This window comes from Hymenobacter defluvii, assembly GCF_017589435.1.
Taxonomy (GTDB): Bacteria; Bacteroidota; Bacteroidia; order Cytophagales; family Hymenobacteraceae; genus Hymenobacter; species Hymenobacter profundi.
On sequence record NZ_JAGETX010000002.1, the window covers coordinates 44,681 to 70,393 of the forward strand.

The following is a 25,713-nucleotide window of genomic DNA, read 5'->3' on the forward strand; positions in this document are numbered from 1 at the left end:
GTATGCGTCTCTACATCATGCTACACTAACCAGAAAATCAACTACTTGCAGGCTACTTCTGTTCTATCTTCCGCTTCCCGAATGTGTCGTTTATCTAGTATTTGCGTAGTCGTTTTATTGCTGGCCGTTGGCTGTCAGCGTACTACCCTACCCCCCGTTACGCCCGGCGTGGCTATGGGTCCTACTCTCAAGCCTGCTATTATCACTGATCCGGTACGGTACGACACCGACGACCCCGCCATCTGGATCAACCCGAAAGACCCCAGCCAGAGCCTGATTATCGGCACTGATAAGAATTCTGACGGTGCCCTCTACGTGTTCAATTTGCAGGGTAAGGAAGTGCCCGGCCGCACGGTGCACGGCCTTGAGCGCCCCAACAACGTGGACGTAGCCTACGGCCTACCCCTCGGCGGCCAGCCCACCGATATTGTCGTGACCACGGAGCGCGAGCGGCAGCGTCTGCGCATCTTCCGCCTACCCGACATGCAGCCGCTAGACAACGGCGGCCTCGCTGTATTTACAGGCGAAGCGCAAAACCTGCCCATGGGCATTGCCCTCTACACCCGCCCTTCCGATAAGGCGATGTTTGCGATAGTGGGCCGCAAAGATGGTCCTACCACCGGCTACCTCTGGCAGTATCGGCTAGAGGACGATGGCACGGGCCACGTAAAAATGACGCTGGTGCGCAAGTTTGGCACCTACAGCGGCCGCAAGGAAATCGAGTCGATTGCCGTAGACAATGAGCTGGGCTACATCTACTACTCCGACGAAGGCGTGGGCGTGCGCCAGTACTACGCCGACCCTACCCGCGGCGACGAGCAGCTCAGTCTATTTGCTACCCAAGGCTTCACGGAAGACCATGAGGGCATCAGCATCTACAAAACCAGCAAAAAGAAAGGCTACCTCTTGGTATCAGACCAAGGCGCCAACCAGTTTCACATCTACCGCCGCGAGGAAGGCAAAAACCATTCACATGAACTGGTAAAAGTCATCAAGGTAGAGGCGCTGCACAGCGACGGCTCCGACGTAACGAGCATAGCGCTTAATAAGCAGTTTCCGAAGGGCTTGTTTGTGGTGATGTCGGAAGGGCGCTACTTTCATTACTACCGCTGGGAAGACGTGGCGGGTAGGGAGTTGAAGTAGGTAGGCGTTGTAAGCAAACCCATCTGTCATCCTGAGTGCAGCGAAGGACCTTATCACGCTAAAACGGCGAGCGTAACAACGACTCGTTCAGGCGTGATAAGGTCCTTCGCTGCACTCAGGATGACAGATGGGTTTGCTTACAACGCCTACCTACTCCGGCATGACCAGGTAGGCGCGCATGGCGTCCAGCACTTCGCGCAGGGGTGGGGCAATGGTCATAACCAGCGCTGTGAGGGCGTCGCGCTGGAACTCTTCCTGCCACTGGTCCAGCTCTGCCACAGGCGGTATCAGGTGGTCTACCCCGAGGTGCGTCAGGCCGGGCTTGAGTGTGTGAGCAGCCGTTTTCAAGCGGGTCAGGTTGCCTTCTTGCAAACCCTGGGTCAGCTCCAACAGAATTTCCTCGCTGCTTTCCAGGAAGGTTTCCAGCATAAACGTCACAAACTCCTGGTCGCCCTGTCCAAGCCTGAGCAGCTCGTCTACCCGGAACAGGGGCGGCGCGGGCACCGGTATGGGCGCCGCATGGTGCGGAGCCATCCACTCGCTCACCACCTGCAACAAAGCTGTTTCCTGGAAGGGCTTGGCCAGGTAGCCATTCATGCCCGCCGCCAAGCACTTTTCCCGCTCTCCCTTAATGGCGTTGGCCGTGAGGGCGATGATGGGGGTAGTAATCTGGAGTTGCTGGCGTAGCGCGGCAGTGGCCCCGTAGCCATCCAGCACCGGCATCTGAATATCCATCAGAATCAGGTCGAAGGGCTGTGCTAGGGCCAGCTCCACGGCCTGCTCGCCATTTTCGGCTTCGGTTACCTGCACCTGGGCTTGTTGCAGGAACGTGCGGGCAATCTGACGGTTGAAGCGGTTGTCTTCCACCAACAGCACGTGCTTGTAGCGTAGGTTCTGGCGGATCGAGCTGTCTTCGGGTAGTATCGTTTGGGGTAGCAGGTCGGTGGTAGTGCCAACGGGTAGGCATAGCGAAAACTCCACCACCGTACCCTGGTTTTTCTGACTGCTCACCCGCACATCGCCGCCCATCAGCTTCACCAAGTTGCGGCAGATAGACAGGCCCAGGCCAGTGCCACCAAACTTGCGCGTCACAGAGGCGTCTTCCTGGCTGAACTCCTGGAAAATACGCGCCAGAAACTCCGGCTCGATGCCCACACCCGTATCCGTCACCCGAAACAGTATCTCTACCCCAGTGGCCGATGGCAAGGTAGTTAGCACCTGGCAGGCTACCACCACCTCCCCGCGCTCCGTGAACTTGATGGCGTTGCCGGCCAGGTTCAGCAGCACTTGCGTGATGCGGTATGGGTCGCCGAGCAATACCTGGGGTAGGCGCTCATCCAGCTCTGTGCGCAGACGCAGGCCTTTTTCGGCAGCTTTGTAGCGTAGGGTTTGCTCTACTTGGTCTAGCAGCAACGTGGGCCCAAACCCTACCTGCTCCAGCGTCATTTTGCCCGCTTCCAGCTTCGAGAGGTCCAGAATGTCGTTGATGATGACAAGCAGGTTTTCGGCTGAGGTGGTAATGGCCTCCCGGTAACTGCTCTGGCTGGGAGTAAGCGGCGTTTTGGCCAGCAGCTGACTCATGCCCAGAATGGCGTTCATGGGCGTGCGAATCTCGTGGCTCATGTTGGCCAGAAACAGTTCTCGTGCCCGCACCGCCGACTCGGCCGTGATTTTGGCGTGGCGCAGGGCGCGCTCCGTGGCCACGCGCTCCGTCACATCTAGGCCGTAGCCCAGAATTAGGTTCAGGGAGCCATCGGCATGAAAAACGGGTTGCAGGCAGCGCAGCAGGTGCCGGTCGCCGTCGGGCCGCGTGAAGGTTTCTTCATAGGTAACCAGCTCGCGGGTGCGGGCCGCGTGCTCCAGTTGAGCCTGCCGCTCGTGGCCCATTTCATCTGGTCGGCCGGTGCGCTTGAAATACGCGAGATTGTCTTTGCCTATCACCCATTTGCGCATCTCCGGGTCTTTAATGCCGCGGGCATTCACAAACAGATAGCGAAACTGGCTGTCAAATACGCCTACATCGGTAGGCAAATGGTCCAGCACAAATTCGTAGAAGGTCCGCTGATCGACCAATTGTTTTTCCATCCGGCGCTGCTCCGTCACGTCTACCCCCATGCCCACGACCATGCGCAGGGAGCCATCGGAGGCAAATACGGGCAGGTATTGCCGTTGCAGGTATCGTTTTTCGCCGGTTATGCCCTCTACTTCTTCCCACATAGCCGCCTTCCGGGTGCCCACCACATGGTCGAAATGCTCCTGCCTGCGTACGGCCACCTCGCGGGGCCGCTGCCGGTGCGCGCAGTAAGCAAAGTTATCCTTCCCGATAACCCAAGCCCGCACCTCTGGCGATGTCATACTCGCTACGTTTACGAAGGAAAACCGGTATGCGGCATCGAATACGGCTACCTGTACCGGTAGCGCATGCAAAATGGTTTCGTAAAATTCTTGCTGTGTAGCCAGGGCCGCCTCGGCGCAGCGCAAGGCAGTGGTATCGTGCAGGTACAGCACCGTTTCGGCGCCGGCTGGCTGGGCTGTCGCTTCGTAGTGGCTATCGGCTATTGCAAGTGGCTGCGCGGCCGTATGTGGTGCAGTACGTAGCACATGGAGCAACTGCTCGGGCAATTGGTCCTGGGTTGATGCCAGCAACGCACGGCTCTGGTCGTTAGTGGCCACTACTTCGCCGCTGGCTGTGGCTACTATAGCGTGCCCCGGCAGTGCTTGTAGGAGTGCCTGAAAGCGAGCTTCCTGCAACTGCGCCTGCGCCTGCGCGGCTGCCACTGCTTGCTCTAATTCTATGATATGCTTCTCGGCCCATCCACGCCACAGCTGTTCGCTTTCCGGCGAAAAAGACGACTCTGTTGGCACTGTAACATGCTTAGAAGCACTGGTCATAGAATATAAATTACAAAGGAAACTGGCCACAAATATAAGCATAGCTTAAAACATAAATAAGTCAATAATCTTACCCTAAATCATTAATTTATAAAAATTTACGATTTGCTATAATTATAATTATTACATTATTTTATATGTATAAAAGTTGTCAATTATAGCATTAGACCTGTCTTCTTACGCGAAAAAATTTCGCTTGTAATTACTCGTTAACTGTCTCCTGTTGCTTTGCCATCTTCCTCGGCTTTCTGTGCATACGACGCCCACAGCTGATCTTTGCGCTACCTTTTGCCACGTGCCTTTCATGAAAACACTTGCCTACCTGGCCACCGTATTAGCGGGGTTGCTGCTGACCACGTGCAGCCCTACCCATTCGCGTGTAGCCACTCTTGCCCTTACTCCCTCCATGCTCCTCGATCAGCTAGCCATCGACGTGACGCCCGCCGAGAACCGCGAGTTTTCGTTTACCGATAAGCAGTCGGGCTACTACTACGCCACCACCCACACCAACGAGCAGCCGGCCTGGCACGCCGGCTGGAACATTGCCACCCACCGCGTACTACACGACTACGAACTGCTACTGGATGGCACCCCACTGGACCGCCAGTCGGCCCGCGTACGCGTGTACCCCTACAAGCTGCAACGCACCTTCGCCGCTGCCACCGAGGAGCTATATCTTTATGATAATCAACGGGTAGTAGGTATCCAGCTTACGAACGTCAACGGGCAGCAGCTCACCTGGCGCCCCGCCGGCGACCTGACGACAGTTGAAGCAGACGCACCCGAGGGCTTATGGCTGATTCCAAAGGAAGCGCCTACCCACCGCATTCTGGTGGCGCCGTGGCAGCCTGCGGCTATAACGGTGCAAAACGGTTCCTTAAGCACTGCGGCCGCCAGCGGCGGATTCGTGTTGGTGTATGGTCATTCCAAAGACGAAGCGCGGGCATTGCTAGGGCAGTTTCGGGCGCACCACGAGGCGTGGCTACAGCAGCGCCGGCGACGGATGAACACGTTGGTAGCCAACACGAACCCCATTGCCAGCAACAGCCCCCAGCTCGACAAAGCCCTACCCTCGCTGTTGCTGACCACCGACGAGCTGGTGACCAACCAGCAGGGCTGGGGCATCTACGCGGGCCTGCCGTGGTTCAACGATTACTGGGGCCGCGACCTGTTCATTTCCCTACCCGGCGCCTGCCTCGTAACGGGGCAGTTTGAGACGGCTAAGAAGATTCTGCTGTCGTTTGCTAAGTTCCAAAACCTCGATCCTACCTCGAAAGACTACGGCCGTGTGCCCAACCGTGCCCGTCCTGACGACATCATCTACAATACCACTGATGGCACGCCGCGCTTCGTTATCGAAATGCTCGATTACCTGCGCTACTCCGGCGACACGGCCGCCATTCGGGAGTTTTACCCGACCGTGAAGCGCGCCGCTGAAGGCTCGCTGAAGTATTGGGTAGACGCCAAAGGCTACCTCACCCACGACGATGCCGATACGTGGATGGACGCCAAAATCAAGAATGTAACGCCGCTTTCGCCCCGCGGCAACCGCGCCAACGATATTCAGGCGCTGTGGTACGAGCAGTTGCAAGCCAGCGCCCAACTAGCCGACTACCTGCACGACGACGCCAGCGCCCACCAGTGGCGCGCCGTGGCGGCAAAGGTGAAGCAGCAGTTTCCGCAGGATTTTTTCGATGCCCGGCACCCTTACATGGCCGACCGCCTCACCGTCGCCGGCCAGCGCGACTTTCAACTGCGGCCTAACCAGCTCTATGCCTACTCCCTGGTGCCCGACCCGGTACGCCGGATGCAACTCACTAAGCTAGTGTGGCAGGAGCTGGTGTACCCGTGGGGCGTGGCCTCGCTCAGTCAGCACGACCCGGATTTTCACCCCTACCACGAAAACTGGCACTACTACCACAAAGACGCGGCCTACCACAACGGCACCGTCTGGCTCTGGAACAACGGTATGGCCATGCAGCGGATGCTGGAAGAAAATCAGCCTGACATTGCCTACCAGCTGTTTGAGCGCATGAACCACCAGGCGCTGGCCGAGGGCGCCGTGGGTAGCCTCAGCGAAAACGCTGATGCCCTACCCCGTTCCGGCCAGACGCGGGGCAAGCCCTCGGGCACGTTCTTGCAGGCGTGGTCTAATGCTGAGCAACTGCGCGTGTGGTACCAATATTTCTTGGGCATACGGCCCGATATGCTGCGCAATAAAGTCGTTGTTCGGCCGTGCTTACCCTCCGCGTTGACGGATGTAGCCTTTGCCGTGGCTGTAGGCGCGGGGCAGCTGCGGGCGCACTATCAAACCGGGGCTACCAGTACGTACTCCGTGCAGGCGGTTGGCGTGGCGCCTACCATGCGGTTTTCGCTGCCCGGCTTTGAGGAGGTTGCGGTGTCGCTGCCGGCCGGTGCCACGCTGCAAGCGCGACACACGGGCGCAACACTAGAAGTAACCGTAGTTGACCAACGTGGTAAAACCACTCAACAGCTTACACGCACCGCCAGTCCTACCCTTCGAGCGCAACTGCAAAAGCAGAACGCCTTTTTTGAAGGTACGCACTTTGCTGTGCCCTATCTGCAACCTAATTTAAAGAGCCTCAGCACCTATCATGAGCAAGCCATCAGCTACTGAATAGTCTGCCCAGGCGAAATTCGCCTGAACGCACGAAGCCCCACATAGTACACTACGTGGGGCTTCTTATTGATACTAAACTAGCAATACGCTACTAGAGATAGATATAATAGATTGAGAGAATCCGAGACCTTAGAGGCTGTTTGAGTCTGGTCTATGAACGTGTAGAGACGCATACTTGCGTCTCGTCGCGTGCGCCATCTCGTTCAACGATGAGACGCAAGTATGCGTCTTTACACCCTTTCAACGGCCCACCGGTATAACGCAACCAGCTTTTAACGGGGGTCACGCCATAGTAAGTGCTCCTGGGTGGCAGCGGCGGCAAAATCAGGACAGCGGCCGTCGCCGCGGCCAGTGAGGCCACCACTGGGGGCGCAAATGATATTCAGGTCTTTATCGTACAGGTAGTTGAACTGGTCGCAGCAGTCGCTGGAGATTGTGTAAACAACCTGCCCGTGGTAAAGGTAGCTGTATACTGCGGCGGGCGGATTCTGCTTGGGGTTCTTCTTCAATTCGGCAATCTTAGCCCGAATAGCACTGGGCACGCTGTCATCTTTACTACATTCTACCAGCAATAAACTCAAGCTCAGCAAAGCCAGCATGGATTTCATAGGTCAATAGAGGCGCTATGCGAAGAATGAGTTATTAATGCACGGTCACGGCCTTGCCGCCGCCAAACTCCACGCTGGCTTCTACCCCTACCATGTACGGCCGTGAGCGGCGCAGCAGCGCCTGGGCGGGGTCGCGGTTGAGGGTAGTGAGGCCGGCCTCGGCGGTAGGGCCAGCCAAGATGGCCCAGGTAGCACCAGCTGGACGGTACTGCACCCCGCCACCACCGCGCACCGTAGCAATCACCTGGCGGTAAGGCGAGTTGGCAGTGTTCAGCGAGTAGTCTCGCGTGGCGGCGGCTTCGTCGGCTACTTCTACCCGGCTACCCAGCAGCAGGTCTACAGCAGCGCCTACCTTCGCGTAGAGCGACACCCCCGTTTTTTGCGAACCATAGCGAGCGGCCACGGGCACGCCCACCGTGCGGTAGCGGTAGGAAGTGGCGCGCGGCGCGGCCGTGTAGCCTACTGCATCGCGGGCATACGCGGCACTGTTCGAGAACGAATTAGACGCAGCCTGATATGCGACCGTAGCGCGGCCCGCATAGGCCGTTTCGCTCTGCGCCACCGACGAAAACGACGTTTCGGAGGAAGCACGGTACTCGGCGGCTTCTACGCCGGCCAGCAGCACCCAGTGCTTGCCGGCTGGGCGAGCTGCTGTGAGGGCCACGCGCTGCCCTACCCCGGCGCGCAGGTTTTGACGGTACTCAGCAGCACCGGTTTCGTACGCTACCTTCTGCACGCCCCGGCTATCCAGCATTGCCAGGTTATTGATGGCCGAAACAGTGCTTTGCGTACTGGCCTGCGCGAAGTTAATGTTGGGGTTGAAAGCCGATACGGCGTGCGAGCCGCCGAAACGCCACCCACCCAACGCTCTCTTCTTTTTCTCTTCTTCCTCCTCCATCGGTGGCATCACGGCAGCCAGCATGGGCGGCGCGGCCAGCAAGGAAGGTTTCAGCGTATCGGGGTGAGTGAAGCGGCCCAGGGCCGAGCCCAACCGCGCTGCCCGCGCCGTAAGTAAATCCCAGGTGCTAGCACCTGCTTTGATACTGTAGTTATTAGCCTCGGTAGTAGCGGGCGTATACGCGGCAAACACCGGCGAGCCGTTGCGCGAGAACGTATTAGCAAACCCAGCAGAAGCGCCACTACCAGCGCCAGCCAGTTGCCCTCCAACTTGTTGCCCCTTAGTATAAGAAGTGCCCTCCCCCATCAAGCCCCCTTCCGGCTGCGACAACGCGGCCAGCAGCTGATTACCAGCAGCTGTTTTACTAAGCCCAGTGGTCAGGTTCAACTCCTCTTCTTCTTGCGCTGCAGGTACGGCTCCGGCTTTTGCTAAAGAGCCGGTTTGTGCTGCGGCGGCCCGGCGCCCAGCGGTGGTAGCGGAGTAATCGGCGACAGTACGGTTGGCGGTGGTGGTGCCGGCTAGTTCTGGGGAGGTAGAGGGTTGCAGTTGCTGTACGCTTAGCCAACCACCTACGCTTAGTAACAGCAGCACGCAGGCGGCCGCTACCCAGCGGTGCATCAGCAGCCGCTTGCGGTAGGTTTCGTTTTGTTGAACTAGTAGGTCGTGGTCGAGCTGCTCCCACAACTGGAAGCGGGGCGCGACTTCGGCCTCGCCCAGCTTTTGCCGGAACAGGTACTCCAGGTCGCCGGTAGGCCGGGGGTCCGGAGAGGTGGGGGCGGCTTTATTTGCGGAGGTGCCCATGAGAATGTTGCGCGTCGAGGCGCTCAAGTTTAGTCTTCAAAATAACGCGGGCTCGCGAGTATTGCGATTTGCTGGTGCCCTCGGAGATGCCCAGCATCTCCCCAATTTCTTTGTGGCTGTAGCCTTCGATGGCAAACAGGTTGAACACCATGCGGTAGCGCGGGGCCAACTCTTGCACGATGCTTAGTAGGTCTTCGAAGGCATAGTTAGCCAGTACAAATTCTTCCCCAGCTAGGTCCTCGGGGTAGTCGCCCCCGTCGCTTACAGCTACCAGGGGCATGTTGCGGCGATGCTGGCGCAAGGCCGCATTCACCATGATGCGCCGAATCCAGAACTCCAGCGGACACTCCCGCCGGAAACTACTCAGGTTCTTAAACACCGTCAGAAAGCCTTCCTGCAATACATCTTCAGCCTCGAAGGTAGTTTGGGCGTAGCGCAGGCATACGGCCATCATGCGCGCCGCAAACCGCTCGTAGAGGTGCTTTTGCATCAGGCGGCTACCATTCAGGCAACCGTCAATCAGCTCGGCTTCGGTGAGTTGGGCGGGGGGCGTCAGGCGGCGCACGGCGGCGGTTGGTGCGGGTAGCTCTTCGGCCGTTTGTCGGCTGAGCAGTCCGCGCAATGCCCCCGAAACCCCAAAAGCACTAGCTAGCGCACTCATCGGGCTAGGCTACCAGGGCAGGCAGCAATAGAGTTTACAGAAATAGCTTGAAAGGCGCAGGGGCAGCAGTACGGATGCAACATACAACGCGGAACAGTAAAATAGGAAGCAGATAAAGGGCGTGGCTAACGATTGTGTGTGGTAGATGCTACCTACCCTGGGCAAGGTTGCAAACGATAATATAGTTACGGCATTTTATTTATCAACTATTTCATTATCAGAATTTTAAAAATAAACTAAATTCAAGTAGCACAACTATATAGCACTATTTAATGTATGTACATATATTGTCTTGCCGGAGGTTGCCGGTTCAACTGTCCTTTTCTTCACTTTTTATTCTGCCCATGAAAACGCTCATCCTATTCTACTCCACGTATGGCCACGTGTATAAACTGGCTGAAGCTATTGCCGAAGGCGCCCGCGAAGTAGACGGCAATGAAGTAGTGGTAAAGCGCGTTCCCGAAACCCTACCTCAGGAAGTGCTCGATAAAATAGGCGCCACCGAAGCGCAGAAAGCTTTTGCCCACGTACCAGTAGCCACCCCCGACGAATTGACGGAGTACGACGCCATCATCCTAGGTACCCCTACCCGCTACGGTAACATGTGCGGCCAGATACAAGCCTATCTCGATAGCACCGGCGGCCTGTGGGCAAAAGGTGCACTGGTAGGCAAAGTGGGCGGCGCTTTTGTAAGCACAGCTACCCAGCACGGCGGTCAGGAAACCACCATCCGGGCCATGCACACGGCGCTGCTGCACCACGGCATTATTCTGGTGGGCCTACCCTACGCCTGGCAGGGCCAGATGGGCCACGAAGAAGTAACTGGCGGCACGCCTTATGGCGCCAGCACCGTGGCCGGTGGCCAGGGCGAGCGGCAGCCCAGCGAAAACGAGTTGGAAGGCGCCCGCTTCCAGGGCAAGCACACTGCCCAGATTGCCAAGAAACTGGCTTCGTAAGCCAATGCTTTTTGAGGCGTGAGAGCCTCCAATAAAAAGGCCGTCCTGCTGAGCAGGACGGCCTTTTACTGTTTTCAAACTTCCCTATCCTCACAACTGCTGATACCCCCTCAACCGCTCCAACAGTACTTCGCGGTAGGTGTCGCCAATAGGTAGGAGCTGCCCAGCTACCCGCACTCGGCCGCGCTCCAGGTACTCCACGTGCGCGAGAGCAATAAGGTAGGAGCGGTGAATGCGCACGAAACGGGCGGGCGGCAGCACTTCCTCGGCCCGCCGAAACGACTGCAACGTGAGCAGCCTACCTTGGGTGGTATGCAGCAGCAGGTACTCCTTTCGGCCTTCGATGTATTGAATTTCGGAGAAGGCTACCCGGCGGAGCTGGCCATCGTGCCGCACCAGAATAGCCTCGGGTGGCGGCTCTACTGGCAACGCGGGCAGTGCTGGCTCGGCGCGCTCTGCGCCGCCGTATACTTTGCTCACGGCCTGCACAAACCGCTCGAACGCCACAGGTTTCAGCAGATAATCAGTGGCGTTCAGCTCGTAGCTGCGCACGGCGTATTGGTCGTAGGCAGTGGTGAAGATGATGCGCGGGGCAGGCGCGGGTAACAATTGCGCCAGGTGCAGCCCGTTGAGACCGGGCATCTGGATATCCAGAAAAACTACATCGACGGGGTGCGTGCGAATGAATGCCAGCGCCGCCGCGGCATCGTGAAACTGGGCTTGTACGGCCAAAAATGGCAGCTGGGCGCAATAGCTAGCCAGCACATCCAGGGCCAGCGGCTCGTCGTCGATGAGGACGCAGGACAGTACACGCAGCCCAGAAGAGCTTTCCATAGACTTATAAGATAACGGCCGTGGGGCGTAGCTGCACCGTGAGGGTAGCACAATACGCTTGCTCCGTGGTGCTGATGGTTAACGCGTGGCGCTGCGGATACAGTAGCGCCAACCGCCGCCGCAGGTTGGGTAGCCCTACCCCACCGGGCGCTTCCAGCGGAGCTGCTGGCGACGCGGCCACTGCATTGCGCACCGTAAAACACAACGCGCCGGCCGCATCTACTTCCAGATCTAGCCGGATAGCAGGTGCCGGCGCCAGCAAGTGGCCGTGCTTGAAGGCATTCTCGACTAGCGGCAACAGCAGCATGGGTGCTATTGGAAACACGTAGTCGGCACCGGGCACTAGGGTGGTGCAGAACTGCACGGTAGCGGCGGCGTGACTGGGCAGACGCAGGCGCTGCAATTCCAGGAAGCCGTGCAGGTGCGTCAGTTCCCGCGCCAGCGGTACGGTATCAGCACCGCTTTCGTAGAGCACGTAGCGCATGATTTCAGACAGACGCAAGACGGCCTCAGGAGCGCGGGGCGAGTGTTGCAGTGTGAGGGCGTAGATGTTGTTGAGGGTATTGAACAGGAAATGCGGATTTACCTGCGCTTTCAGCAACGACAACTCCGTGACCAGATGTTGGGCCTGCAACTCGCGGCGGTTGTCGCGCTCCTCTAGGTAGTCGACGGCCAGGCGCAGGCTGCCGCTGAGAATTATAATCAGTAGCCCTAGCCCCAAATGGTAGTTGCTGAGCATTCGCACGTGTTCAGCAAGCTTGAACTGCTGCACCCCCTCAGCATAGAATACGCTGAGGCCGATGCGCAACGCGGCAAACACCAGCACGCCCCCTACCACCGCGCCGGCATACAGCACCAGCCGCCGCGCCGGGAGCAGGCGCGACAATACGATCCAGTTAAAGTAAAACAGCGCGCAATCCACCACATCCACCCACAGCGCTTTCAGCAGAAAATGCCAGCCGGTTTCAGTTTCCTGGTAGTACAGGCCAAATTGGCCGTACCACAGCTGAAAATCGGTGAACAGCAGCAGCGCCAGCCACACCACATGGGGCCACGGCCGAAGCGGCAGCCACGCGGGCAGCCAGGGCCGCAGCCGCTGGTGCACGGCCGCAGTAGTAGAAAGCGAAAGAGACATAAGAGAAGTGCAGGGGTAGGCCGTCACAAATAACAAACTAGCACTTTATGTCCGGTTAGTTTTCAACGAACCAAGCCCACGCCGTACCAGACGGCTTGCTTTCTTCAACGAAATTAACAGGCCTAATTAGTAGGACTTTACGGCCTTTTGTTGAAGCAATTAGCACTTTGATAAGCCCGCGTAAGGAGTTTATAGAAATTTAACATCGTCTATATCACAATTGATCTATGTTTGGCGTTGGCTAGCCGGTGCAACCTTGTTTATCCTTTCTGAATCCTTGGCCCGGTTGCTCCTTATCGTGCTCTTTATCGCCTTCCTTTTTATAGTTGTATGAAGCATTACATTACCTATTTGCTGCTTGCCAGCGCACTTGGCTACGGCCATACCGTACAGGCCCAATCGGCGCCGACATCTACGGCCCAGAGCACCTCTACTCGCCTCACAGGCACCGTGCTCGACGAGGCGAATAAGCAGCCCGTGCCGTTTGCCACGGTGGCCCTCCTACCCCCTACCGGCGATAAACCCGTAGCCGGCGCGGCCTGCGACGAGAAAGGCAGCTTTGTGCTGACGGCTCCGGCTGGCACCTACCGGCTGGTGGTCAGCTTTGTGGGCTACACCAGCCGCACCGAAACCGTGACGCTAGGTGCCACCGCCAAGGACATGGGCCAACTAACGCTGGCGGCCACCTCGCAGAAATTAGGCGAGGTAACGGTGGTAGGCGAAAAGCCGCTCGTAGAAGCCCGTCCCGACCGCATTGTATACAATGCCGAGGCCGACGCTACCAACACCGGCGGCACCGCCTCCGATGTACTACGCAAAACGCCCCTGCTGAACGTGGACGCCGACGGCAACGTGCAGCTACGCGGTTCCAGCAACCTGCGCGTGCTTATCAACAACAAGCCCTCGGCCATCCTGGCTGGCAACTTGGCCGAAGCGCTCAAGCAGATTCCGGCCGACCAGATCAAAGCCGTGGAGGTGCTCACTACCCCATCGGCCAAGTACGATGCCGAGGGCACAGGCGGGGTGGTAAATATTGTATTGAAGAAGAACTCGTTGCAGGGCGTGAACGGGCGCGTGGGTGTCGCAGTAGGCAACCGCAACCAGAACCTGAACGGTGCCCTGAATGCCCGCCGTGGCAAGGTAGGCTTCACCAGCAGCCTCAGCGGTTTTTACAACCAATACCCCGGCCGCAGCAATAGCTCCCGCACCGACTACCTGGATGGGGCCATTGGCCAACTCACCCAGAATACGGAAAACAAGTCGCGCGGCGGTGGAGGCTTTGGCAAGGTAGGACTCACCTTCGACCCCACCGAGCAGAGCGGCTTCACGCTGGACTTCACCGGCAACGCCTATCACTCCGTCAACGACCAAGACCTGTTCAATGAGTACCGAGTGCTGCCTCAGTTGGAACAATACAACAGCCTAGACACGCTATACACACGCGATATCCGGCAGCGCACGCCCTCGCGCAACTACGATGTGAGTGCCGGCTACACGCGCACGTTCAAGGACCAGCCCCGCCGCGAGTGGAGCGTGCTGGGGCAGCACTCCGTGAGCCGCTCGCGCCAGAACTATACGCTGGATCAGTTTCGTGCTCCCGAATTAGTGGAAAACGGCAACCCGCTGGAATACCAGGAGCGAAGTGAAAACTTGGCCCTGAACCGCGAAACCACCATCCAGACCGACTACGTGCACCCCTTCAAGGGCAAGACCACGCTAGAAACCGGTGCCAAAGCTATTCTGCGCCAGGTGAATAGCGACTACGACTTGGATACGCTGCGCACGGGCCAGCAGACGGATTTCGCCCGAAATGACCTTCGTTCCAATGCTTTTGACTACCGCCAGAACGTACTGGCGGCGTATGGTAGCCTGGGCTTTAGCTTGGGCAAAAAGTACAGCTTTACGCTGGGCACGCGGGCTGAGTACACGGATATAAAAGGCGAGTTTGTGGGTGAGAATGGTCGGTTTCGCAACGACTACCTGAATGTGCTGCCTACCCTAAGCGCCACCCGCAACCTGAAAAAGGATGGGCAGACGCTGGGCCTCACGTATGCCCGCCGCATCCAGCGCCCCCAGATTTACTTCCTGAATCCCTACGTCAACCAGACCGACCCGCGCAACATTTCCTACGGCAACCCCGAACTGCGCCCCGAGCTGACCCAGAACCTGGATGTTTCCTACAACACGTATTCAGAGAAGTCGTCGCTTACGCTCTCGCTCTACGGGCGGCGCACCAACAACTCCATCGAGTCGGTGCTGACGTACAACGATACCCTTGCTCGTAGCGAATCTACCTTCCAGAACATTGCCAACAGCAGCACCATCGGCTCCAACCTCTATGCCTCGGTGCGGCCTGTGAAAGGTCTACAGATAGGTGGCAACGTGGATTTGAATTACGTGCATCTGAAAAGCGTGGCCTTGAACCGCACTAGCAGCCGTTTTCTCTATAATGTCAGCGCCAACTCTTCGTACAAGTTCAAGGAGAAGTACACGGCGCAGTTCTACGCCGGTTACTACGCCGGCTGGGTGCAACTTCAGTCGCGCAACTCGGGCTACTACTATTATTCGCTGGGTCTAAAGCGCACCTTCCTCAACGACAAAGCCGACCTGACCCTGAACGCCAATACGTTCCTGCAAAGCGGCATCAACTTCCGCAATACCACCACCACCCCCAGCTTCGTCAGCCGCAGCAACTTCTTCAGCTACCAGCGCAGCGTGCGGCTGTCGTTCAGCTACCGCTTCGGCAAGGTAGACAACAGCGCCCCCCAACGCCGCCGTCGCAGCATCCAAAACAACGACAGCAAAAGCGGCAGCAGCGGCCAGCAGGGAGGGTAATGGTGAGGTTGTGAGTTTTTGAAGTTGCGAAATGGTAGATTGAAAAACGTGTGTCATCCTGAGCGGAGCGAAGGACATTCTCACGTCAGAACGACAAACGTAACAACGACTCGTTCAACTGGCATAAGGTCCTTCGCTCCGCTCAGGATGACACACGTTTTTCAATCCACCATTTCGCAACTTCAAAAACTCACAACTTCGCTACTCACCCGTTCCAAATCTCCCATGCAGCTTCTGCTTGCAGGCAGAGCATTTCGAAGCCGTTGAGGACGTGGGCGCCGGCGGCGAGGCCGTGCTGCATGAACTTGGTTTCCGCGGGGTTGTAGATGAGGTCGAAGAGGTAGTGCTGGGAGGTAAGGGCGTGGTAGGGTAGCGGCGGGCAGTCGTCTACGTTGGGAAAAGTGCCCAAGGGCGTAGCATTGATGATGAGCGGATGCGCTGCTACCAGTTCGGGCGTGAGGTCATCGTAGGTGAGGCCGTTCGCCAAGGGATTGCGCGACACCAGCCAGTAGCCGATGCCCAGGTCGCGCAGGGCTACCTCCACCGCTTTGGAGGCGCCGCCGGTGCCCAACACCAGGGCGCGATCGGGCGCATCGCGGCGGGGGTAGAAGCGCCGCAGCGACTCTTGGAAGCCTATAACGTCGGTATTGTGGCCCACACGGCGACCATCGGCTGTAAACTCCACCACATTCACGGCCCCTACCCTAGCAGCTGAAGAAGCCAGCTCGTCAAGGTAAGGCCAGATCTGTTCCTTGTACGGAATCGTAACGTTGAGGCCGGCCAGGTTCGGGCGCGCCGCCAGCAGCTGCGCCAGATCGGCGGCCTCGGGTAGCTCGAACAACTCATACCGATAGTCTTCGAGGCCCAAGTCCTGAAACTTTTGGGTGAAGTAGGTCTGCGAAAACGAGTGTTTCAGCGTGCGGCCAATCAGTCCAAACTCCTTCATTGTGCGTTGTGAGTTGTCAGTGAAATACGGCTGTCCTCCTGCGCATGCGAAGGGCCTTCTGCCGGTTGAACGAGTCGTTGTTACGATGGTCGTTCTACCGTGATAAGGTCCTTCGCACGCGCAGGAGGACAGCCGTATTTTCTTATTTGCAACCAGCCCCTTAACTACACGGCTGATTTCTGGCCGCGTGACCGGAAGAACTCGAATACTGCCGGCAGGATGGACAGCACGATGATGGCTACCACTACCAGCGAGAAGTTTTTCTGCACAATAGGCACTTGCCCAAACAGATAGCCGGTACCTACCAGCAAAATCACCCACAGAATACCACCAATGACATTGTATGCCAAAAACCGAGCGTAGCTCATGGTGCCCATGCCCGCCACAAAAGGCGCAAACGTGCGAATGATAGGAATGAAGCGAGCCAGGATCAGAGTCTTAGCGCCGTGCTTCACGTAGAAGTCCTGCGTTTTCAGCAGGTGTTCCCGTTTCAAAAAGCGGGATTTATCCGTAAACACCCGCGGCCCTAAGTAGTCGCCAATGTGGTAGTTGAGTGTGTCGCCCAATACGGCTGCGGCAATTAGCAGCACCATCAATACAGCCACGTTCAGGGGGCTACCATCCAGTGCGGCCAGCGAGCCAGCTGCGAACAACAGGGAGTCGCCGGGTAGGAAGGGTAGCACCACTACACCCGTTTCCACGAAAATGATCAGGAATAGGATGGCGTAGGTCCATGTGCCGTAGTCGGCAATGATGGCGGTGAGGTGCTTATCGAGGTGCAGAACGAAGTCCAGCGCTTGGTGTAGAATTTCCATGAAGCGGGGTTTAGATCACAAAGAAAGCACGTGCAGCCGTCATTCCGAATGAAGCCGAGAATCCGGCAGACTTTTGCTGTCGAATTCTCGGCTTCGTTGACAACCAATTCTATAGTTTGGCCATCCCCCGCGCCTCAGCCGAGGCAGCGGCCACCCGCCATACTTTGTTGCCAGCATCGTCGGTTACCAGCATCGAACCGTCGGGCATCACCGTCACACCCACCGGGCGGCCGTACGCTTCATCGCCGTTGCCTACCAGGAAACCCGTCACAAAATCTTCGTACTTACCCGTGGGGCGGCCGCCTTCAAACGGCACAAACACCACCTTGTACCCCGAGAAGGTAGAGCGGTTCCAGGAACCGTGCTGCCCAATGAACGCACCATTCTGGTAGCGCGAGGAAAAAGCCTGCTGATCGTAAAAAGCCAGTCCCAACGAAGCCGTATGCGGGCCAAGCGGTACCTCAGGCATAATGGCTTTTTTCACCAGATCGGGCCGCTCGTCCTTGCGGCGCGGGTCCACGTTCTGACCGTAATACGAGTAGGGCCAGCCGTAGAAACCACCTTCCTGCACGCTGGTTAGGTAGTCGGGTACCAACTCGTCGCCCAGCTCGTCGCGCTCATTCACGGCGGTCCAGAGCTTGCCGGAGGTAGGCTGCCAATCCATTCCCACGGGGTTGCGCAAGCCGCTGGCATAGATCTTTTCACCTGAGCCGTCGGGGTTGATTTGCAAGATGTTGGCGCGGCGCTCCTCATTTTCGGGGCCGTGCTCCATCACGTTGGAGCCGGAACCCACCGTCACGTAAATCTTGGAGCCATCAGGCGAGGCCAACAGGTTGCGCGTCCAGTGGTTGTTATAGCCCCCTTTGGGTAGGCTCATAATCTTCTGACCCTGCCCGGTGATTTTGGTTTGGCCTGGCTTGTAGGCATAGCGCAACACGCCGTCGGTGTTGGCTACATAAAAATTATTGCCCAGCACCAGCATCCCAAACGGCTGATTCAGGTCGCTTAGAAACGTCTCGCGCACATCGGGCTTACCGTCTTGATTGGTATCGCGCAGCAGCGTAATGCGGTTGGCGCTGGTAGCCTGCAACGATTTAGAGGGGTCCAGGTCCAGGGCGGCCGCTACCTTCTTTTTGATGGTTTTGTTGGGCACCGTATTGGCCTCGGCTACCAGCACGTCGCCGTTGGGCAGCACATAGGCCCAGCGCGGGCTGTCGAAATTGCCCGCGTACTCGCTGATGGTGAAGCCCGCAGGTACCACCGGCGTTTTGCCGGCCGGCCAGCCAATCACCTTCACGCGGTGCGTCACCGACTCCGTTTTATAAGGTGCTGGCAGTTTCAGAGGCTGCACGGCAGTGGCTACCGTATCGGTAGGGGTAGTAGCTTGCGCTTCCTGTTTATCTTCTTTCGAAGGGCCGCTGCACGCACTTGCTAACAGCAAGGAAGTCAGGAATATAGAAAAATGTTGACGCTTCATGATGGGTAGTACACAATGGATACTCCCTTACGCATCAGCTACATGCAATGTTCTTACCCTTGGAGGGTAGGAATAGTAAAGCAGGAAAACAGAACGTCATTTCGCGTTGGTCGAGAAATCTCGCGTGCTGACGGAAGATACTATCCACCATCAGCACGCGAGATTTCTCGACCAACGCGAAATGACGTTTTATTAAATAGGCGAGTCGCTAGATAGGAACTACCCGCGTGGCATGGAAGTGCCAGGGCGGCCGGTAGGCTTGGCTGGCTTGAACATCTCATCCACGTTGTCCATGTCGAGGAAATGCGTGAACGTGTCGCCGCGCAGACCCAGACGGATGGTTTCTAGACTCACGATTTCGTTAGGAGCGATGTTGCCCAGGTTTACGTTGGCACCCAGCAGCTTGATAAACCACACCTGCTGTGCCTTCTGCGGGGCTTCCCACAGAATTTTCTCCACTGGCACTTTGGTCAGAATTTCCTCTACCAAGCCCGAGCGCACCTCGCCGGTGCTCCGGAACAAGCCTACGTTGCCAGCCTCGCGAGCTTCGCCAATTACTTTAATGGAACCAGCTTCCAGCTCCGTCTGCATCTGAGAAATCCACTTGTAGGGCGGAATAATCTTTTCCGCGTCCTTGGAGCCTACCTCCGACAGCACCTTCACCTCCTTCGACAGCGTGCGGATGTACTCACACTTCTTGTCGTGGGGCATGTCCAGCGAGCCATCCGATACCTCGGCGTACTCCATATCGAACTCTGCCAACAGGCGACGGTAATCGTCAAACTGATTGCGAATGATGAACGCCTCGAACAACGTACCACCAAAATACACCGGAATGCCCGCTTCTTTGTACACGGCCAGCTTGCGCTTCAGGTTGGGCGTCACGAAGGATGTGGCCCAGCCCAGTTTCACAATGTCAGCGTACGGCGCGCCTACTTCCAGAAAGTCTTCCGTTTCGCGTACGCTCAAGCCTTTGTCCATAACCATGGTATAGCCTTGCTCGCGGGGTTTCTCAGTGCGTTCGGGAAGTTGATCGAGGTGGTAATTCATATGAGGGTCTTGGGTCTTGGGGGCTTGGCCGGTATAATAAGGGTAGCCCCGAAAAAAAGAACGGGCGTAAAAGTACGCCCGAATTTTATAAGTAGAGTGAGCACCCGAGGAGGTAGGGACTGAAGGACTGGGTTGACGTTCAAAAGAACAATTGTTAAACGTCAACCCAGCCCTCTAAAATCTCCTACCTATTTTCGATACTGGTCAATCAGGCGGGCCAGGGCACGCTGCGACTCTAGCTCCGGGAAGTAGTCGAACAGCAGCCGGTGCTTGCTGAAATCCAGAGTAAGGGCGTTTTCCAGCACCTCATACGCCTCGCGGTAGCGGCCGGCAGCCAGCAGATAGGCACACAGGCGGTAGTACAGTTCTGCTTCGGCGGGCTGCACTTCCACGGCATTGCGCATCAAGTCGATGGCCCCATCAAAGTTGCCCTGTTCATAGAGGATGATGCTCCAATTCAGCCAGCCCTCTTTGTTATCGGGTGCTACTTGGGTAGCACGGTCATACGCCTCCACCGACGATACTACGTTGCCTAACTGGTATTCGGCCGCAGCCAGCGCCAACCAATACTCCACGCTTTCATCGTACAAAGCCGTGGCTTTGCGGAAGAAGTGAATGGCTTCCATCCACCGCTCCTGCGCGTTCAAAATGATACCAATACCAAACCATGCCTCATCCATCTCCGGGTTAATGTCGATGGAATGCTGGTAGTTGCGGCGAGCTTCGGCCCAGTTTTCCAGCTTCTCGTAGCACTCTCCAATGTTGCACAGTGCCTCGGCCGTGGGCTGGTCTTTCTCGTAGCTCAACGTAAACTCCTCGATAGCCGCCTGGTATTTCTCCTGGCTCACATAGGTGCTGGCCAGGTAGCCGTGGGCATCGTAGAATTTATTGTCGATGAGAATGGCGTATTCGAACGCGCTAACGGCTTTCTCGTAGTCGGCTACGCGGTAGTAGGCCTGCCCCAGGTTGTACCAGGCAATAGCGGAGTAAGGGTCTTCGTCGGTGAAGCGGCGAAAAAATTCCAGGTTGGCTTCCAGCCGTTCGCTCACCTCCAGGCAGTACAGCAACTCCTGCACCGCCACGTCGTTGTCGGAGTTCAGGCGCAGGCTCTGCTTGTAGTACTTGGCGGCACTCTTGTATTTCTGCCAGCTCTGGTACGCCAGCCCCAGGTTGAAAAAGATATCGTCGCGGTCGGGCGCACGCTCCACGGCGCCTAGAAAAAATTCTACAGCCGTTGAGAAGTCGCCGCGCTGGGTAGCGATAATGCCACGCGTTACGGCCACGTCGGGGTTGTCGGGGTCGAGTAGGGCTACGGCCTCAATTTGGGTAGCAGCTTCGCCATACTCGCCTTTCATGGCCAGCACCTGCGCGCGGTCAATCAACAGTTCTGTGCTAAATGGATATTGCGCAATAGCGGCTTCGCAGGCCTGTAAAGCCTTGGCGTATTCGGTGTTACTGGTATAGTGGTCGATGATGCTTTCGAACTCGGCCAGATCAAAAAAGACGGACTCATTGCTGGCCACCATCTGTTCAAAACGGCGTACGGTGGCCTGCACTTCGTCCCGTTCCTCAAAATTCTCGTTCATTCTCATACTGCAAAAAGCAAAGGACCGTCAAAAAGGCAGACTCTGCCGGCTAAGGGAGGGTAGGCCACCAGCGTGGCGTTACTGTTTCTAAGTTACAACAACCGCACCGGATGCCGGCAAGTTCTGTTGCAGGCCCGCGCAGCACCAAGCAATGGTTTCGGCCAGCGGTCGAAAGGCTATACCCGTGGCCTGCTGCACTTTTTTGGCTTGATAAGTAGTGGCGCGGCGGCCAGCGCGGGCAGTGTCTTTGGTGATGAGCGGCCGCGCCCCGGTCACCACGGAGCGCACGTGTTCCAGTCGCCAAATTGCCTCGGCGGCCCACTCTGGCACTTGCAGGGTAGGCGGCTTCTTCTGAAAACACTGCGCTGCTTCCGCCAGAAATTCGCGCAGGGGCATGGCACCCGCGTTCAGCACGTAGCGCTGGTCCGTCAGGCTGGTCTCGAAGGCGAGATGCAGCATCATGGCCACTACATCGCGCACATCTACAAAATTGATGCTGCCGGCCGTGTAAAAAGCGTGCTGCTGGTAGGCGTACCGAAATAGGCGGGTGCTGCTCCGGTTCCAATCGGCCGGTCCTAATATTACGGAGGGGTTTACCATCACGGCATTCAACCCCTCGGCCACACCGCGCCATACCTCCAGCTCCGCCAAGTACTTCGACGTAGCGTAGGCCGGATGCTCGGCGCCCAGGTCCCACTTCGCGGTTTCGTCCAGCGTCAGCGGGCCAGCGGGTGTTTCCGGTGTGGCAGCCGCTCCGCCCAGCGCCGCCACCGACGACACGTGGCACAGCCGTACGCTAGGATATTGTAAACAAGCATCTACTACAGCCGCTGTTCCTTCTACATTCACTTGTAGTAGAGCCGTTTCGTCTTGAGGAGCGTAGGAAACCAGCCCCGCGCAGTGAAACACATGCGTAACGTCGGCCAAAGAGGCTTGCAGCAAATCCGTGTCCCGGATATCGCCCTCTACCCACTCCACCTGTTGTGCAATTGAGCCGGTTGGCGGAGCTTGCCTATACAGAGCCCGCACCGCGTACCCACGCGTCACCAGCGCATCAATCAGGAAACTGCCCAGCAGGCCGCTACCACCGGTGACGAAAATCATAGGAAAGAAGTAAGCGTAAAGAAGGCGGACCGTTCGTAATCGAATGTAGGAAAAATTGCGGGTCCGCGGCCGCTTACAGGGTATTATTCAGCAGAGGCAATTCCAATGCTTTGCGCAGGTAATTGGTGGTGAGCACCTTATTGCGTAGGGTAGCTGTGTGCTTCACATTGTGGGTATCTGTCCCCAGCATATCTACCAAACCCGCATCAATGAGCTTTTCAGCTACGCGCTGTGCTCCTGATGAGTAGTAACCCGCCAGCGAATTCAAATTAACCTGCAATAGCACGCCACTCTCACGAATACGCTCCAACTCCTCAAACCGGCCGTAGAGGTAGGTATAGCGCTCAGGATGCGCCAGCACCGGTTGGTAACCTGCTGCCCGCAGATTAAATACGGTTTCAGCTAAGTTGAAAGGCTCGTTGATATAAGATGTTTCAAAAAGCAGATAGTGCCGGTCGCCACCAAATGTTAGCAGTTCCTCGTTCGTTTCCAGCTTACGCCCAAACCACTCATCTAGGTAGTATTCGGCGGCGCATTCCAACTCTATATTCGTAATACCCGCTGCGGAAGCGGCTGTTCGCAATTGTGTCAGCGCGGCCCTGATGGTAGCAGGCGTATTCCGAAAAAAATCCCCCATCACATGGGGCGTCATGATCAGCTTACGGTAGCCTAATTCCTGCATTTCCCGCAACAACTCCACCGAATGCTCCACCGTGGCTGCCCCATCGTCGATGCCTGGCAGCAAGTGCGAATGCATGTCTACCACCAGTTCCTGCAACGACGCGGGAGCCGTAGCCGGCGCCATGCTACCAAATATTTTTTGCAGAAAAGAAGACATTTCGTGTTAAAAGCTAGGAGGACATACGCTTCCGCAAACGTCCAACCAGCCCCTGTGGTGCAGTTGGCTCCTCATAATATCCTTGCCCATAGCCGTAGCCATAGCCATAGCCGTAGCCGTAACCATACATGCCGTTTGCTTTGGCATCGTTCAGGATGGTAGTCAGCTTGGTAAAGCCATTGGCACGAATCAGTTTGTTGATGTTTTTGAGGAAGGCTTTTTTCGAGTAGTTGGCCCGCACGATGTAGATCGGTACATCGGCTTTGCGCATAATTAGAATACCATCCGTTACTAGCCCTACCGGCGGCGTGTCAATCATCACTACATCGTAGTGCTGATATAACTCAGCCAACAGCTCATCAAACTTCGGATTTAGAATCAACTCCGATGGATTGGGTGGCGTAGGGCCAGCCGATATGAAGTCGAGAGTAGGAATAGAAGTATGCTGAATGCATTCTTCCCAAGCATGCCGCTCAATAAGAATCGTACTGATACCCTTCACATTAGGGGCATCGAACGCCAAATTCACCTTGGGCTTGCGCATGTCCAGATCCAGCACTACTACCCGCTGCTCAGAAGAAGCAATAATAGCCGCCAAGTTCACCGTCACGAAGGTTTTGCCCTCACCACTGACTGTAGACGTCACCGAAATTAGACGCTTCTTCTTGGAAGACGCCATAAACTCTAGATTGGTCCGAATAGAGCGAATAGCCTCTGAAATAGCCGACTTCGGATTCTTGTCCACCACCAACTTCGACACGGCCATTTTCTCGCGGTCGTAGGTAGGGATTACGCCTAATACAGTAGCTGCACTATTCCGCTCCAATTCCCGAATATTGGTTACAGTGTTGTGCATGAGGTAGCGCACCGCAATTAGCCCAATACCCAACACAATACCGCCTGCTAAACCAATAGCGTACACCATAGCACGCACGGGTGAGATGGGGGTACTTGGAGCAGAAGCAGGGGACAGAATTTGGAAGTCGGGGGTAGTTCCGGCCATCGCAATGCCATACGACATTTTTCGGTCCATCAGCATTCCGTTTGTTCGCTCCAATAGCTCGAATGGCCGGCGTAGGCGTTCCTGCTCTGTAAATTTTTGGGGTAGGGCTTGTAAACGGGCTTCCATCTGCTGGCGTTGTTGGTTCATTAGCGCCAGCTGTTTTTGCAATACTGTTTGGTTTTGCAATAGTAAGTCTTGTACCGTTTTTTTGGTGAAAGCCATAGCTTCCTGTCGCAACTGCACAGCAGTGGTAGTAGATTTATACGATTTCAACACCTGCTGTAGCTCTAGTTGCTGGTCATTGAACTGTTGCAGGAGCTGCGGCAGTTGTGAATCGCCTAGATCTCCCAACGCTGGAATAGCCTGCGCTACATCTACGTCTCCTCTACCTATTATCTGGTCATTATCTACTGTACTACGCAGTTCTGCAAGCAGCTTCACCTTCTCTAGCAGCTTCTGGCGTTCTACTTCCTGATCAGCAATAGCAGAAGCAATAGTAGTTAGCTCACCTTTTACATCAAAAGCTTGATTGCGTTCAGCAAAGGATTGAATATCTCCCTCAGCTTTATTTAAGCCAGCTTTGCTTTTATCTAATTCAGAATCAATAAACTGAAGCGTTCTAGCAGCTTGTTCTTGCTTCTTTAATACCTTTTCAATTAAGTAAACTGTATCTACTTTATTAACGATGTCCTGAGCTTTGAGTGGTGTATTATCTGTGAATGAAATGTTAATAGTACTTGCGTCTGGATTTTCAATTGCCACACTTAGATTGGCATTCAAATAATTATTAATGGCGCTGTTATCATTAATTACAAAATGATAGTTACCATCTATCGTTTCTGACCCAAAAAAATCAGTCTTAGAAACAGTCAATATAAAGCCAGGCGTTTCAATAGGTTGTCCAACCTGGTACTCCTGCCCTTGTTCTTTACCCTGCACTTCGTAGGAAAGTGTGAAGCGCTGTTCATCTAAGAAATCAACAGCAAAACGGGTATTGAACTGGGAACCATCTTGCACTGTGTAACTGACCTTGAACGGTGAAATCTGGTACAATTCGCGCTCGAGTACTGTGCCTTCTGCATAATAATTTACATCAAGCATTAGTGAATCCTTCAGGCGGCGGTAAATTAAATCAGACTTGATCAGTTCCACCTCTCCTGAAAGGTTGTTCATGCTTTGCTTCTTCTCCATACCTTCACCAACCCCACCTAAGCCCAACACTCCCGCCTCCGTCTTCTCATCTATTTTCAAGACCGATGATGATCGGTAGATAGAGGGCGTATAACGCAAAAACAGCCAAGAGGCTGTCAAACCTAAGCCAATTAATAATATCACCCACGGCAGGCTCTTGCGCGCTACCATAAGGAGTGTAGTCAAATCTAAGCCAGTGCCTTCATCTTCCTCCGACTCGGCCTCGCCACCACCCGCGTTGCGGATCAGCTCTTCTAATTCAACTTCTTCTTTCGCAGCCATAGGGGCGCTTTGCTGTT

General features: G+C 56.2%; 18 protein-coding genes. 4 read left to right on the plus strand and 14 right to left on the minus strand.

Features of this window, described 5'->3' with window-relative positions; genetic code table 11:
• The first annotated feature begins 81 nt into the window (after positions 1 to 81).
• Positions 82 to 1,143 (plus strand): phytase, encoded by a 1,062-nt coding sequence (locus tag J4D97_RS04375; protein ID WP_208306534.1) that lies wholly within the window; start codon positions 82 to 84, stop codon positions 1,141 to 1,143.
• A gap of 150 nt (positions 1,144 to 1,293) precedes the next feature.
• On the opposite strand, the gene J4D97_RS04380 is transcribed toward J4D97_RS04375, so the two are convergent.
• Complete coding sequence (locus tag J4D97_RS04380; RefSeq protein WP_208306535.1) at positions 1,294 to 4,035, minus strand: hybrid sensor histidine kinase/response regulator; 2,742 nt, start codon at positions 4,033 to 4,035, stop codon at positions 1,294 to 1,296.
• Between the two features lie 304 nt (positions 4,036 to 4,339).
• Between J4D97_RS04380 and J4D97_RS04385 the strand changes: the two genes are divergently transcribed.
• Positions 4,340 to 6,673 carry an amylo-alpha-1,6-glucosidase gene (locus J4D97_RS04385; RefSeq protein WP_208306536.1) on the plus strand — a complete coding sequence of 778 codons (2,334 nt, stop codon included), beginning with the start codon at positions 4,340 to 4,342 and terminating at the stop codon, positions 6,671 to 6,673.
• Positions 6,674 to 6,948: 275 nt separating this feature from the next.
• Here J4D97_RS04385 and J4D97_RS04390 read toward each other — a convergent pair whose 3' ends face one another.
• The 3 genes from J4D97_RS04390 to J4D97_RS04400 are packed head-to-tail and all read right to left on the minus strand — an operon-like array spanning position 6,949 to position 9,644.
• Positions 6,949 to 7,284, minus strand: coding sequence for a DUF6970 domain-containing protein (locus tag J4D97_RS04390; RefSeq protein WP_243900161.1), 336 nt, complete (start codon positions 7,282 to 7,284; stop codon positions 6,949 to 6,951).
• A 34-nt stretch (positions 7,285 to 7,318) separates the two neighbouring features.
• Positions 7,319 to 8,983, minus strand: coding sequence for a hypothetical protein (locus J4D97_RS04395; protein ID WP_208306537.1), 1,665 nt, complete (start codon positions 8,981 to 8,983; stop codon positions 7,319 to 7,321).
• Entirely contained in the window at positions 8,964 to 9,644 is a 681-nt protein-coding gene (locus tag J4D97_RS04400; protein WP_208306538.1) for an RNA polymerase sigma factor, read from the minus strand. The genes J4D97_RS04395 and J4D97_RS04400 overlap by 20 nt, the downstream gene beginning before the upstream one ends.
• A gap of 344 nt (positions 9,645 to 9,988) precedes the next feature.
• Between J4D97_RS04400 and wrbA the strand changes: the two genes are divergently transcribed.
• The gene (wrbA, locus tag J4D97_RS04405; RefSeq protein WP_208306539.1) at positions 9,989 to 10,600 is read left to right on the plus strand and encodes an NAD(P)H:quinone oxidoreductase; all 612 of its coding nucleotides are present in this window, start codon (positions 9,989 to 9,991) and stop codon (positions 10,598 to 10,600) included.
• Positions 10,601 to 10,690: 90 nt separating this feature from the next.
• Here wrbA and J4D97_RS04410 read toward each other — a convergent pair whose 3' ends face one another.
• Together J4D97_RS04410 and J4D97_RS04415 are read right to left on the minus strand one after the other, a co-directional pair.
• Complete coding sequence (locus J4D97_RS04410; RefSeq protein WP_208306540.1) at positions 10,691 to 11,434, minus strand: LytR/AlgR family response regulator transcription factor; 744 nt, start codon at positions 11,432 to 11,434, stop codon at positions 10,691 to 10,693.
• Positions 11,435 to 11,438: 4 nt separating this feature from the next.
• On the minus strand, positions 11,439 to 12,569 hold the full coding sequence (locus J4D97_RS04415) for a sensor histidine kinase (protein ID WP_208306541.1): 1,131 nt from the start codon (positions 12,567 to 12,569) through the stop codon (positions 11,439 to 11,441).
• A 330-nt stretch (positions 12,570 to 12,899) separates the two neighbouring features.
• Here J4D97_RS04415 and J4D97_RS04420 point away from each other — a divergent pair, with 330 nt between their 5' ends.
• Complete coding sequence (locus tag J4D97_RS04420; protein ID WP_208306542.1) at positions 12,900 to 15,404, plus strand: outer membrane beta-barrel family protein; 2,505 nt, start codon at positions 12,900 to 12,902, stop codon at positions 15,402 to 15,404.
• A 205-nt stretch (positions 15,405 to 15,609) separates the two neighbouring features.
• Here J4D97_RS04420 and J4D97_RS04425 read toward each other — a convergent pair whose 3' ends face one another.
• From J4D97_RS04425 to J4D97_RS04460, 8 genes are all read right to left on the minus strand, one after another.
• On the minus strand, positions 15,610 to 16,350 hold the full coding sequence (locus J4D97_RS04425; protein WP_208306543.1) for a shikimate dehydrogenase family protein: 741 nt from the start codon (positions 16,348 to 16,350) through the stop codon (positions 15,610 to 15,612).
• 164 nt (positions 16,351 to 16,514) lie between these two features.
• Entirely contained in the window at positions 16,515 to 17,165 is a 651-nt protein-coding gene (locus J4D97_RS04430; protein WP_185281428.1) for a DedA family protein, read from the minus strand.
• A 109-nt stretch (positions 17,166 to 17,274) separates the two neighbouring features.
• The gene (locus J4D97_RS04435; RefSeq protein WP_208306544.1) at positions 17,275 to 18,642 is read right to left on the minus strand and encodes a PQQ-dependent sugar dehydrogenase; all 1,368 of its coding nucleotides are present in this window, start codon (positions 18,640 to 18,642) and stop codon (positions 17,275 to 17,277) included.
• Between the two features lie 219 nt (positions 18,643 to 18,861).
• Positions 18,862 to 19,692 (minus strand): phosphosulfolactate synthase, encoded by an 831-nt coding sequence (locus tag J4D97_RS04440; RefSeq protein ID WP_185281430.1) that lies wholly within the window; start codon positions 19,690 to 19,692, stop codon positions 18,862 to 18,864.
• 188 nt (positions 19,693 to 19,880) lie between these two features.
• The gene (locus J4D97_RS04445; RefSeq protein WP_208306545.1) at positions 19,881 to 21,278 is read right to left on the minus strand and encodes a tetratricopeptide repeat protein; all 1,398 of its coding nucleotides are present in this window, start codon (positions 21,276 to 21,278) and stop codon (positions 19,881 to 19,883) included.
• Between the two features lie 87 nt (positions 21,279 to 21,365).
• Positions 21,366 to 22,382, minus strand: coding sequence for an NAD-dependent epimerase/dehydratase family protein (locus tag J4D97_RS04450; RefSeq protein WP_208306546.1), 1,017 nt, complete (start codon positions 22,380 to 22,382; stop codon positions 21,366 to 21,368).
• Positions 22,383 to 22,455: 73 nt separating this feature from the next.
• On the minus strand, positions 22,456 to 23,220 hold the full coding sequence (locus J4D97_RS04455) for a tyrosine-protein phosphatase (protein ID WP_243900162.1): 765 nt from the start codon (positions 23,218 to 23,220) through the stop codon (positions 22,456 to 22,458).
• A gap of 13 nt (positions 23,221 to 23,233) precedes the next feature.
• Positions 23,234 to 25,696 carry a GumC family protein gene (locus J4D97_RS04460; RefSeq protein ID WP_208306547.1) on the minus strand — a complete coding sequence of 821 codons (2,463 nt, stop codon included), beginning with the start codon at positions 25,694 to 25,696 and terminating at the stop codon, positions 23,234 to 23,236.
• Positions 25,697 to 25,713 lie beyond the last annotated feature (17 nt).